At 46.3% G+C, this 12,567-nt stretch carries 9 protein-coding genes; 6 read left to right on the top strand and 3 right to left on the bottom strand.

The window, feature by feature from the left end; all coding sequences use genetic code 11:
* Positions 1-74 precede the first annotated feature (74 nt).
* The 5 genes from ASG33_RS22005 to bshC all read left to right on the top strand — a co-directional run bounded on the left by ASG33_RS22005 (position 75) and on the right by bshC (position 8,825).
* Entirely contained in the window at positions 75-1,082 is a 1,008-nt protein-coding gene (locus tag ASG33_RS22005; protein WP_056290813.1) for a glycosyltransferase family 2 protein, read from the top strand.
* Entirely contained in the window at positions 1,079-2,194 is a 1,116-nt protein-coding gene (locus ASG33_RS22010; protein WP_056290816.1) for a glycosyltransferase, read from the top strand. Before ASG33_RS22005 ends, ASG33_RS22010 begins: the two co-directional genes overlap by 4 nt.
* Position 2,195: 1 nt before the next feature.
* The gene (locus ASG33_RS22015; RefSeq protein WP_056290821.1) at positions 2,196-5,084 is read left to right on the top strand and encodes a putative Ig domain-containing protein; all 2,889 of its coding nucleotides are present in this window, start codon (positions 2,196-2,198) and stop codon (positions 5,082-5,084) included.
* Between the two features lie 141 nt (positions 5,085-5,225).
* Positions 5,226-7,040, top strand: a complete 1,815-nt coding sequence (locus ASG33_RS22020) for an acyl-CoA dehydrogenase family protein (RefSeq protein WP_056290825.1) — start codon at positions 5,226-5,228, stop codon at positions 7,038-7,040.
* Positions 7,041-7,274: 234 nt separating this feature from the next.
* The gene (gene bshC / locus ASG33_RS22025; RefSeq protein WP_056290828.1) at positions 7,275-8,825 is read left to right on the top strand and encodes a bacillithiol biosynthesis cysteine-adding enzyme BshC; all 1,551 of its coding nucleotides are present in this window, start codon (positions 7,275-7,277) and stop codon (positions 8,823-8,825) included.
* A gap of 6 nt (positions 8,826-8,831) precedes the next feature.
* Here bshC and ASG33_RS22030 read toward each other — a convergent pair whose 3' ends face one another.
* The 3 genes from ASG33_RS22030 to ASG33_RS22040 all read right to left on the bottom strand — a co-directional run bounded on the left by ASG33_RS22030 (position 8,832) and on the right by ASG33_RS22040 (position 11,094).
* On the bottom strand, positions 8,832-9,890 hold the full coding sequence (locus ASG33_RS22030; RefSeq protein ID WP_229238807.1) for a hypothetical protein: 1,059 nt from the start codon (positions 9,888-9,890) through the stop codon (positions 8,832-8,834).
* Positions 9,850-10,458 (bottom strand): hypothetical protein, encoded by a 609-nt coding sequence (locus ASG33_RS22035; RefSeq protein ID WP_056290830.1) that lies wholly within the window; start codon positions 10,456-10,458, stop codon positions 9,850-9,852. Before ASG33_RS22035 ends, ASG33_RS22030 begins: the two co-directional genes overlap by 41 nt.
* A gap of 81 nt (positions 10,459-10,539) precedes the next feature.
* Complete coding sequence (locus ASG33_RS22040) at positions 10,540-11,094, bottom strand: RNA polymerase sigma factor (protein WP_056290832.1); 555 nt, start codon at positions 11,092-11,094, stop codon at positions 10,540-10,542.
* A 179-nt stretch (positions 11,095-11,273) separates the two neighbouring features.
* Here ASG33_RS22040 and ASG33_RS22045 point away from each other — a divergent pair, with 179 nt between their 5' ends.
* Positions 11,274-12,497, top strand: a complete 1,224-nt coding sequence (locus ASG33_RS22045) for a 4-hydroxy-3-methylbut-2-enyl diphosphate reductase (protein WP_056290835.1) — start codon at positions 11,274-11,276, stop codon at positions 12,495-12,497.
* Positions 12,498-12,567: the final 70 nt, after the last annotated feature.

Here is a 12,567-nt window from a genome sequence, read left to right on the forward strand (position 1 = left end):
GATCTCCGTGAACAGCTTGGGTATGTTCCACGGAGATTCTTTATTTTTGCCCAATCCAACTTGCAGATCGTTTCATGGATGTATCCATCATCATTATAAATTACCGCACACCTCAACTCATAATCAATTGTTTAAAGTCAATTTATCAATTTACTTCCGGGGTTACATTTGAGATCATCATTGTTGATAATGATCCGGAAAACGGAGGCGGGGCGTTGGTTCGTGATACATTTCCTGAGGTTCGCTGGATCGACTTACCTTCGAATCCCGGCTTCGGGATCGCCAATAATAAAGGAATGTCCATTGCAAACGGCAAATATTTTCTCCTACTGAATGCAGATACACTGGTGACCGACAATGTGATCGGCCGGTGTTTTCAAAGAATGAACGAGCGCCAGGACATTATCGCCTGCGGCGCTTTGCAATATTATCCCGACGGTACTCCGATGCCTTTTTACAAGAGCTTCAACGAGTTTCGTAAAACCTTTTTCATTGTGCCGCCAGCCGGCTTTATCGAGCGGGCGATCAACAAACTTTATCCGGAGCCCGAGTACCAGGACCCGGACCAATACGACTGGCTTGTAGGCGCATTCATTTTTTTGCGGAGGGAAGGTTTTGAGAAAACAGGCGGGTTTAGTGACGATTTTTTCATGTACGGCGAAGATGTGGAATGGTCGGGGCGGCTAAGTAAGCTGGGCAAGCTGTGCTATTTCAAAGATTGCATTTTCATCCACCTCGAAAACAACAACCCTTTCCGGAGGACCAATATTTCGTGGATAAACCGGTTCAGTACGCAAATGCAGGTGTCTAATCTGCTTTGGGTACGAAAGCAATACGGCGCTTTTCAATACGTGCTGCTGATCCTGCATTACCTGTTGATGGTACCGGTGGTATTTGGATGGAAAATTGCATTTAACATCAAAAGCAGACGAAATCCTTTGACTGAATTACGGACCCAGCGCATTTATGTCAGAAAAACAGCTGTGCTTTTAAAGTATTTCTGGGCAACCTTATTCTTGAAAAAAGGGTCGTATAAGATAAAGCCTTACGAGAATATCGACCTCTTAACCGCCTCTTCATGAACAGCACAAAGAAACGAATCCTCTTTTTCACACCCTATGCAACACGAACAGGATCAGAAATGATGCTGTTATACATCCTGAAAAAAATCGATCGTTCCCGGTTTGATATCGGAATAGTCAGTTTCGCGGACGGCGAGCTGCTGAACGATTTTCCGGAGGATATTCCAAGGTTCATTGCTCCCCGGAAGTTTAACATACTTCAAAAAATCTCGTTTCACCTGGGCGCCAATCCTATTCACCGGCATTTACGAAAGCTGGCTACCGATTTCAAGGCCGATTTCTGGTATGTGAATACGACGATGATTCCCGAAACCGTGCTGATCGCCAAAGAGTTTTCAATCAAGCTGGTGACGCATTTTCATGAAATGCCGCTGACCTATTCTTATTTGAGCGGACCGGATTTTAAGAGCATTATCGACTATTCAGACCTGCTGATCGGCTGCTCACAAGCTACCAGCAATGCATTGGTCGATTCTGGTGGTAAGAATATCGGGCTGCTTTATTCATTTATAGACAGTAATCTGGTCAAGAGCAATGCGGAACGTTCTGCTGAGCTGAGGAAAAAGCTGGGGATCCCGGAGACTGACTTTGTGTGGGTATTATCGGGAATGACGTCGGAGCGCAAAGGCTTTGATTTACTGCCCGACATTGCCGACCAACTCAACGATGCGCGCGTCCACCTGATCTGGGTTGGCGCCAAAATCGACGATGGAATGGTATATTATACCGAACAAAGATGCAGGAATTCAAGATCGGCAACTAGAATTCACCTGGTCGGTAAACAAAAAGAAGATTATTATAATTACCTTAACACGGGAAATGGCTTTCTCCTAACATCTCGTCAGGACCCTTTTCCGCTGGTGATGATTGAAGCCGCGTTGCTTGGTAAACCTATCGTTTCTTTTCCTTCGGGAGGTGTGTCCGAATTCGTTCAGGATGGTATGGGTGTGGTAACCAATGATCTGAGTGTAAGCCAGATGGTTGAAGCAATGCGAAAAATAATGAATGGGGAGGTCGTAACTGACAGTTCCAGGAGCATTGAAAGGGCAGGTCAATTCAATGTGGAAAACGGATACAATGAGTGGATCAAATTAATTGACAAAAACTTTTAGCATGTTCAATTCTGCGCACGCAATTCAATTCTTCAATAAGCTTTTTTCCCTGGCGCTCTGCCTGACTTTTTTCCTGCACCCACTTTCAGCGCAGCCTGCTCAAAAAACTGCAGAGGCGGATCCGCAACGTTACCTTGCATTGATGTTGCTGAATCTTACAGACGCAGAAAACCGTGGCCCTGAGCCCGACCTGATCCGTTCTGCACAGCAATTTGGCTTAAATGCCGTTTATATTACCATTCCCTGGGACAAGGTTTATTACAGCTCTCCAACAGAAACCCCGAAATGGGCGAAGTACGACGAGCAGATCAAAATAGCGACGGACCTGGGCATGAAAGTGGCGCTCCGTATCCACCTTGGCCGCCACAGCACTCGCATCAAGGGTTTTTGGGAACCTTCCGACAGCCAGTTCAGTCACTCCGAGCAGCCTTTGCTGGGCGGCTATCTTGATACCTTTTACGGTTTTGATAACCAGGCTATTGTTAACAAGGGACTTGCTTTTGTGAAGGAAACAGTAGCCCGATACAAGTACCTGCAAACGGAGAATAAGCTTCTGTATGTTTCCGTCACCAATACACCCACACAGGAAGGCGAATATCCCGGCGGACTGATTGTGAGCGGAAAAGAGAATACGGCCGTTTATGATTATTCCAAAACCATGGTGAGCGGCTTCCGCGCGTGGCTGAAAGCCCATTATACCAAAATCGAGCGGCTGAACTTCCTCTGGGGAATGAGCTACAAGACTTTTGAAGATCCTTATCCGCCGGTGACCGCCTGGGCGCCTGAGGAATCTTTCCGTCAGCGGGCAGGGAAAGACTGGTACATTTACCGGCATGAGGTAATGAAAAAGTACTTCGAGCAAATGATTGCAGCCATTAAATCAGTTGACCCGGCGATCAAGTTCATCTCTGATTACGGGTCTGTCTTCGATGCGGCTTCTGTTTTGCGCGGCACACTGGGCTTTAAGGACCTGAATGAAAAAGCAGATGGAATCAAAATTAACGATAGCCCCATTTTTGACCACAGATGGTCAGTGGATGTCGTAAAAAGCAATATGCCGGCACATTACATCATAGCTAATGAGCTGTTTGTAAGCTCCTATCTTGATAACAGTGCGCATTTAAAACAAATCGACGAAAACTATGCGCACGGCGCGAATGTAGTAGCAGTTGTTGTTTCGACGACGGAGCAGATGAGCCGATCTGAGCCGTTTTTACGTCCGGCTGCATCCAAATGGCTGAGCCAGCCGATGGCCGCTATCAACTACTCTGAAAGTGTAAGTTACCGTTTGTCAGCTGCGGTAGAGAAAAAAGGGGCAATAGCCGTTATTTTTGATGAATGGGCCAAACGCGCCTATGCCAATGCAGGTAACCCTAAGCCCGTGGCTGTAAAGCTGGAAGAAGATCTCCTCTCGCCGGAATACTGGAAGGATGCGTCCAACTATATGCCCTACGTTTTCAGGCCGGTCCCCATGCAGATCATACCGGTGAACCGGGATTTTGCATATAAGCTGCCGATCGATACGTTTTCAGATGTGGACGGTACTATCGTGAAGGTTGAAGTAAGTAACCTGCCACCCTGGCTGCGGTTCCAGAACGGGCAGCTTTCTGGGCGGCCGACGGAGCTGGGCGATTACCGGATTACGGTAACGGGTACTGACGACGAAGGCGGTTCCACAGTCGCGTTTTTTACAATCCGCGTCGATACCAGGGAAAATGCCAACAAGCCACCGACCGTAGATGCTAATTTTTCAAACCAGATGGTTGCTGTTAACAAGGCATTTACCTTCACTATTCCTCAAAATACATTTGAAGACAGAGACGGAGAAATTACAAGAATTGAAGCGAGTGAGCTGCCTTCCTGGCTGAAATTTTCAAATGGGGTTTTGAGCGGAACACCCACCGTTTTGGGTGAGTACCGGATCATCTTCAAAGCGTATGATGATCTGAATGCATTTGTCGAAACTTACTTTACGATCAAAGTCGTGGAGCCACAGTTCCTGAATGCACCGCCATTTGCCAGCAGCACATTGCCTGTAAAGTACGCGCAGGTTAATATGCCTTTTAACTACATTCTGCCTACCAACATTTTCGGCGATCCCGATGGTTATATATCTTCCATATCCATCCAGAACAGACCTTCGTGGCTCAGTTTTGCATTGAATGTATTTTCCGGAACACCTACCGAAGAGGGGGAATACAGGTTGATCGTGAGAGCGTATGACAATGGAGGAGCGTATGTGGAAATCCCGCTGATCCTGAAAGTTCAGACTCCCGAGCTGCGTTTTGAGCTTGTAAAAGGAGGAAGTAAGGTGGAGCAGAGTGTGATCCGGAAGCTGGCTGGCGACGATGTGTTAGCATACGAATCGCTGCCCCCGCTGCTGAACATTTATGCATATGGTAACTTCGAATACGACCGGGTAACGTTCCAGCTCGACGGGCCTTATAAACGGACTTCAACAACTGCCGTATTTCCTTATGCTTTGTACGAGAGTGCGCAGGGTTTTGCACCTTATGTGGGCAGATATACGCTTACGGTCACAGCCGCTAACAAGGATTCTGCCATTGTTACACAGTCCATTCAGTTCAGTATATCGGCAGGCGACTCGGTCAATATCACCAAGAATATAGCTGAATGGGCCTTTTACCCGAACCCGACTGAAAACATCATCAATATCAAACTGCCCGAAAATCAGGTAACTGAGGGAATGCAGTACGAGATTGTTACGGTAGGAGGAAAACGCATTCCGCTGCCGCCCGACCTCGTGAGCATAGCCGACAACCTTGCTTACATTGATCTTTCTGATGTAGGTCTGCCATCGGGTATTTATTTTGTGCGGATTCTTGACAATGGCGAGCTATTAAAGCAGTTCAGGATTTTCAAACAATAGCTGACAACTCCAATTCACACAAGCTTTACGCAAAATTTCAGGATAGTATGCGCGCATAACTTGATTATGGTTTATATTTGAAATAGTCAATAGTATGCAAGCATACCTTTGTTTCACATCGTTCTATAATTACTATCGGATATGGCCGTTGCAGAAGCGAATAAAACATCTATCAGGGGAGGCGAATTTTTAATAAAGGAAACCCAGGCCTCTCAAATTTTTATTCCTGAGGAATTTACAGAAGAACAGCGCATGATCGCTGATACCTGTCGCGACTTTCTTGCGAAGGAAGTGTGGCCGAAACTTGACGAAATAGATCACGCGAAAAGTCCGGACCTGATATCGGGGCTGATGGATAAAGCAGGCGAGCTGGGCTTGCTGGGTACGGTTGTTCCCGAAGAATATGGCGGTTTTGGAATGAACTTCAATACTTCCATGCTCGTGGCCGAAGCAACTGGCGCCGGAAACTCCTTTTCGGTCGCCCTTTCGGCACATACCGGAATAGGTACCCTTCCGATCCTGTACTATGGAAATGAAGAGCAGAAGCTGAAATATTTACCAAAGCTGGCGACCGGTGAATGGAAAGCGGCCTACTGCCTAACCGAGCCGGACTCTGGCTCAGATGCAAATTCTGCCAAAACCAAAGCAAAACTGACTTCTGACGGAACACATTATGCGATCAACGGTCAGAAAATGTGGATAACAAATGGCGGTTTTGCGGACGTTTTCATTGTTTTTGCCAAAATAGAAGAAAACGGGCAGACAGATAAGAACCTGACAGCATTTATCATCGAAAGCTCGACTGAGGGTATTACGATGAATGAGCCCGAGCATAAAATGGGGATAAAAGGATCTGATACCCGGCAGATATTTTTCAACGATTGTCTGGTACCAGTCGAAAACATGCTTTCCGAGCGTGGAAACGGCTTCAAGATCGCTGTTAACATCCTGAATATTGGTCGCATTAAACTTGCAGCCGCTGCCTTGGGCGGGGCGAAAAGAGTGGCTGAGCAGGCTATTAATTATGCCAACGAAAGGAAGCAATTTGGGACTTCAATCGCCCAATTCGGCGCGATCAAGCATAAGCTGGCAGAAATGGCGGTCAGTATGTATGCGACCGAGTCTGCTTCGTACCGGGTTGGTCAGCATATTGATGATCTGATCGAGGCATTTCAGGCGAAAGGAATGGCCGATTCGGAAGCAAAGCTGAAAGCGCTGGAAGAGTTTGCGATCGAATGTGCAATCATGAAGGTACATGGTTCCGAAGTACTTGATTTTGTGGTAGATGAGGGTGTGCAGATTTACGGCGGAATGGGCTTTTCGGCAGATGCGCCGATGGACCGCGCTTACCGCGATAGCCGGATCAACCGGATCTTTGAAGGCACAAATGAGATCAATCGGCTGCTGGTTGTGGATATGTTACTAAAACGCGCAATGAAAGGCCAGCTCGATTTAATGGGTCCGGCAGCGGCGGTTGGAAAGGAAATAATGTCCATTCCTGACTTTGGCGCAGAAGAGGAAGAAACACTTTTTGCGAAAGAGAAAAAGGTTTTGAAAAACCTCAAAAAGGCAGTGCTGATGGTTTCGGGAGCGGCCGTGCAGAAGTTTATGATGAAATTGTCGGAAGAGCAGGAGATTATCATGAACCTGGCCGATATGGTGATTGAGATATATGTAGCCGAGTCGGTATTGTTACGTGTTGAAAAAAGCATTGAGCTGCTGGGTGAAGAAGCGAATGCATTGCAGCGGGATATCGCTGCGATCTACCTAAACCGGGCGGTTGAAAAAGTGAACAGCGCAGGAAAGTCGGCCATTACGAGCTTTGCTGAAAGTGATGAGCTGAGCGTCATGTTAATGGGATTGAAACGGTTTACGAAAATAGAACCATCTAATCTTAAGAATGCACGCAGGCGGATTGCAGACGAGCTCATCTCAAAGAATGCCTATGTTTTTTAAGCAGATAGCCCATTAAGCTTGGGTGCAATCCATTCAAAAAATGCGCTTGAAATGAAGCCGGATCTGCACAAGGTCCGGCCTTTTTATAACCCAGGCTCAGGTTTTTTATTCTTCCTCAAATTGCGCAACTTTGGGAAACCAATTTCCGCGATTTTGTCGTTAAAAGATTGGTTACAGACGAACAAAAAGTAAAACACGTTGGATTCTCTTCAAGCTACTGAAAAGCCACCTTTCATGACTCTGCACACTGTGGATCTGCGTACAACAGGGCAATTTCCTGCGCTTTTACTGGATTATCTGGACCAAAAACCTTCTTTGGAGGCATTTTACAGCTCTTTTCCTTCGCTTGAAAATTTTCAGGAAGTAATAGCAAAGAAGAGCAGCTTCGATGCTGCCAAGCGTAAAACGTTGGTGGACGTGCTTGAAACGCAGTACAGAGGCTTACCTCACTATCCTGATTTCTCGCTGCTGCTTGACGAGAAGACGTTTACCGTAACAACAGGTCACCAGCTGAACATCTTCACTGGCCCGCTATATATTATTTACAAGATCATCACGGCGATCAAGCTTGCGCGTGCGCTCAAGGAGGCTTATCCGGAGTATAACTTTGTTCCGGTTTACTGGATGGCGACGGAGGATCATGATTTTGAGGAAATCGCTTCGTTTCATTTGTTTGGACAAACGCATAAATGGACGGGCGAACACAAAGGCGCAGTGGGCCGGCTAAACCCGAAAGAGCTGGAAGTGATATTGAAGCAACTTCCGGACAAGCCGCTGCTTTTTGCCAAAGCATACCTTGAAAACAACACGCTGGCCGATGCGGTCCGATGTTATATGCACGAGCTATTCGGGCAATATGGCCTGATCAGTATCGACGCCGACCACGCAGATCTGAAACGCGGTTTTCTGCCGGTCGTAAAAGAGGAATTAACTACTTCCATTTGCGAGAAACTCGTTTCGCAAACCACTTCAGAGCTCAATGCACTGGGCTATCATACGCCGCTGAATGCGCGGGAAATCAACTTATTCTATCTGGACAATCATCTTCGGGAACGCATTGTAAAGGAAGGTGAAACTTTCAAGGTGCTGAACACCGACTTGTCTTTTTCCGAAGAAGAGATACTTGAACTGGCCGAAAACAGGCCTGAACTTTTCAGTCCGAATGTCATATTAAGACCGCTTTACGAAGAAATCATCCTCCCGAATCTTGCGTATATAGGCGGACCGTCAGAGGTGCCTTACTGGATGCAGCTGAAAGGTGTATTTGATCATTTCAATGTACCTTTTCCTGCGCTGATGCCGAGGAATTTTGCATTATATATCAACGGTTACCAAAGCAAGAAGGCTCGCAAGCTGAAAATCAGCTACAAAGATCTTTTTCTTGACGAAGTGGCGCTGCGGAAGACATTCATCGAAAGGAACAGTGAGCGCGTCCTCGATCTGAATGCGGAAAAGGAAGAATTCAACAAGGTTTTTGATGCTATTCTTTCAAAAGCGGTTGCCGTGGACCAAACGATGCTGGGCGCTGTGAAAGCAGAGCAAACGCGATTACTGAATTCGCTAAAGCAACTCGAAAAACGCATTGTTAGAGCGGAAGAGCGTAACCACGAGTCGGAAATTGAGCAATTGCTGACGCTCAAAAACAAACTGTTCCCGAACGGAATCGCCCAGGAACGGTATGATAATCTGCTGAGTTTCTACATTAATGATCCGGAGTTTATCCAGAAGCTTTACAATGCTTTAGATCCCCTGGATTTCAACTACAATGTAATTCTGGAAGAATAACAGGGTTTACTCTTTCAGCCTCACGTCGCCGTAGCGTGAATTAACTGTGATCTTGGTACCAGATCCGGTGCCGATTTTCCCCTGATACTGCTTCAATGTATAGGATTTATGGTCCTTAGCAGGCTGGACTGAAAAGTTTACATTGTTGGTCGGGTAAGTGAAATTCCCGTACGAAACAGTCACATTGAACTGGTTAGCCTCTGCTGGCAGTACAATGGAAGAGTAGGCTGCCTGGATATCTACATTCTGGGCCGAGTTGGTCAGCTCGTCTATTTTGAAGTTGCCCGAGTAATTCAGCTTGATTTTCCCGGTACCGCGGATCGTACCAATCTTAGCACCTGAGTAGTCGATATCTGCGTCCAGGTTGATCACATCACGGATATTCAACTCGCCCGATTTATTGATCAGCAATATCCTTTTAGCCTGATCGAGGCTCAGCTTGGAGTACTCGAATTCTAGTTTGCCACCATCCATTTTCCCGATTGTGGCACTGCCGTAGCGCACGTCAATGATGTTATCAGTATTTTCCAGATGATTGGCGACGAAGTTTCCGTATCTGGAATCTATCGTCAGCGGCGCGTAAAATGAGGGGATATCTGTGTCGCCAAATTCATTTTTCACGATCAATGCATTCTGTTTTGGCATGTAAACGGTGTAGTCGATACGGATGTAGTTTTTTTCACCTTTACGATTGTTCCACCCATTATTTCCAAATTGGCTCCTATCAATGCGGGTAACGAGGCTGATCTGGTTTTTCAGTCTTCTTTCGTCAATGTTGACTGCGCTTAAATATTCGGAAGCCCGGCCATCGGAAGATGCATTCGCTGTTACAATGATTTCCACCTTGATCTCGTCCTTTGCCCAGAGGTTGACTTTAACCTGACCGAATTTGTTTTCAACAAGCAGCATATCACTGCTTTTTACATCGAATACTTTGGTGATATTCCTTCGCTTTTCGATGAGCCCGTTCTGCTCGGGAATACCTGGCCCTGCCATGAGCAGGTTGGGTAAAATCAGTGCTATATTAAATAACAGGAGCGCTGTTATTTTCTTTTTCGTTGTCATTTTTGACCTGATTAATGCGTTGCAAAATATCTAATTGTTGGTTGAGCAGATCTACCTGCCATTGGAGATTCTGGACCATTGCTTCCAGCAGCGCCTCCTGGTTAGGGGCATTTGCCAGGTTGGAACGCAAGTTCTTGTAACTTACTTCCAGGCTTTCCAGATCAGAAGCAAAATCCTTGTACAATTCAGGATTGTCCTTGGCCAGCTTGATAATCTCCTCCCTTTTCTGATCTATTGCAACATTGTACTGATTGAGCTCCCGGGCGTAAGTAGGTACTTTCAATGCCACACGCGGGTCGCGGGCGAGGCCGTATTCGTTATTGAGGTAAACCAGGAACCCTATCCCGAGTGCAAGGAAAACGCCGGCCGCAATGCGCCAGTCGAAGTAGGGACTGCTTAATCGCCTAAGTTTTTTTTTGGATTTTTCCGGAACTATCGGAATCTCGTGATGAAGTTGGCTCTCAATTTGGCTCCACAAAGAATCCTGCGGTAAGAAAGTATCAAATCCATCCCTGTTATCTCTCACAAACCGCTCCAATCGATCCTTTTTATCTGAAGAATTTTTCATAGATTCATTAACGTGTCATGGGTAAATAATTTTTTCAAATCCGTATTTTTTAAGTAAATACCTTGTTAAATATTGTTAATGCTATCTGACCAGCATTTCGGTCAGCTTCCTTTTTGCACGCATATATTGTGTTCGCGACGTTGTTTCGCTGATACCCAGTACCTCGCCGATTTCCTCGTGATCATAACCCTCGAACAGATAAAGGCTGAGCACGACACGGTAACCGTCAGGCAATTTTTGAACCATACTTCTCACCCGCTCCACTTCCAGCAGCGTTTCATGCTCATCAAAGCCCAGCGCATCTTCACTGCTTTCCATTGTCTCCTGGTACTCCTCAATCTCCACCCACTTCACCTTTCTGCTGCGCATGTGGTTGATCGCCTTGTTGACAACGATCTGTTTGAGCCAGGCACCGAATGTAGACTGCTGCCGGAACTGATGCAGATTTGTAAATGCGTCCACAAAAGCTTCCTGCAAAGCATCTTCTGCTTCCCCCATATGGTTCAGTATCCGCATACAGATGTTGAACATGGCTTTTGAATACGATTTGTATAACTCGTACTGCGCTTTTCGCTCACCGAGTTTACACCGCTCCACCAGTTCGACATGCCGGTCTGGGTATATTTGTGTTTTCAAGCAGAAGGTTTAATTTTTGAACGTTCTGTAACAAAGACAGCAATGCACCTGGCATGTTGCACCGTGCATTATAATTTTTTCAAAAAAAACAGATTTGAACAATGATAAACAGCAGATTGTTCTTCAGGAAGTTTAGTATAGTATCTTTGGCTGTTAGCTGCAATCTACCGAATTCGTAAATGAAAACGTTCAATATCCCGGATTTTTACCGGAGCCGGATTATCACTCCGATCAAGGAACTCCGCCGTAAAAATGACAAGCTGAAACGCGACTATTCGCCCACGCTGCTTGATTTCGGGCCGGTACAATTCCTGATTGCGCGTCACTTCGGGTTTTGTTACGGAGTAGAGAATGCAATTGACATTGCCTATAAAGCAATCGCCGAAAATCCTGGCAAGCGGATTTTTCTGCTGAGCGAAATGATCCATAATCCGGATGTAAACCGGGACCTGACAGACCGCGGCGTGAAGTTCATTATGGATACCAAAGGAAATCAGCTGATTCCATGGGAAGAGCTTACTACCGAGGATATCGTGATTGTTCCCGCGTTTGGTACTACGGTTGAAAATCAGCAAAAGCTGGCACAGCTGGGCATCAACTCCTACGTTTACGATACGACTTGCCCGTTTGTTGAAAAAGTCTGGAATCGGGCGGCGCAGATCGGTGAGAAGGATTACACGATTGTGGTACACGGGAAGCCCAAGCACGAAGAGACCCGCGCCACATTTTCACACAGTAAAGAAAATGCGCCCACGGTTATCGTCGAGAATATGGCCCAGGCCGAGCTCCTGGCTGAATATATGACGGGCAAAAGAATGGCAGCCGGGTTCTTTACCGACTTTCACGGGCAGTACTCGGAAGGTTTTAATCCTGAAAAAGATTTGCAGCGCATTGGTGTGGTTAATCAAACCACCATGCTCGCTTCCGACACGCAGGGTATTTCCGATTTCTTAAAAAATGTGATGATCCGGCATTACAACCTGCTTCCTCAGCAGGTGGAAGCGCATTTTGCAAATACCCGCGATACACTTTGCTATGCTACCAATGATAACCAGGATGCCACCTATGCATTGCTGACGCAGAACGCAGACCTGGTGATTGTAGCCGGAGGCTATAACAGTTCCAATACTTCACATCTGGTTGAGCTGTGTGAACAAAAGCTGCCAACCTACTTTATAGAATCGGTAAACAAGCTGCTGGACAAGCAGCTGATCCGGCATTTCGACCTGCATTTGAAAGAGGAGATTGTTACTGAAAATTACCTTCCCGCGCACCAGCCTGCACGCATAATGCTCACCTGTGGCGCGTCCTGTCCGGATGCAGTCGTTGAGGCAATTTTGCTGCGGTTACTCTCCTTTTTTGAAGGTGCAAAGCCCATTGAAGAGGTAATGGAAGCCTTTTAAAACCGGTTGCCAAAGATTTCAATCCTTTAAATCATTTGAGCCAGAAAGTTCAAGCCGATTAACCGATATA

The organism is Dyadobacter sp. Leaf189 (genome assembly GCF_001424405.1).
GTDB lineage: Bacteria > Bacteroidota > Bacteroidia > Cytophagales > Spirosomataceae > Dyadobacter.

Coding starts and splice junctions, on each gene's coding strand:
- ASG33_RS22005 (WP_056290813.1), top strand. CDS start 75: ATGGATGTATCCATCATCATTATAAATTACCGCACACCTCAACTCATA.
- ASG33_RS22010 (WP_056290816.1), top strand. CDS start 1,079: ATGAACAGCACAAAGAAACGAATCCTCTTTTTCACACCCTATGCAACA.
- ASG33_RS22015 (WP_056290821.1), top strand. CDS start 2,196: ATGTTCAATTCTGCGCACGCAATTCAATTCTTCAATAAGCTTTTTTCC.
- ASG33_RS22020 (WP_056290825.1), top strand. CDS start 5,226: ATGGCCGTTGCAGAAGCGAATAAAACATCTATCAGGGGAGGCGAATTT.
- bshC (WP_056290828.1), top strand. CDS start 7,275: ATGACTCTGCACACTGTGGATCTGCGTACAACAGGGCAATTTCCTGCG.
- ASG33_RS22030 (WP_229238807.1), bottom strand. CDS start 9,890: ATGACAACGAAAAAGAAAATAACAGCGCTCCTGTTATTTAATATAGCA.
- ASG33_RS22035 (WP_056290830.1), bottom strand. CDS start 10,458: ATGAAAAATTCTTCAGATAAAAAGGATCGATTGGAGCGGTTTGTGAGA.
- ASG33_RS22045 (WP_056290835.1), top strand. CDS start 11,274: ATGAAAACGTTCAATATCCCGGATTTTTACCGGAGCCGGATTATCACT.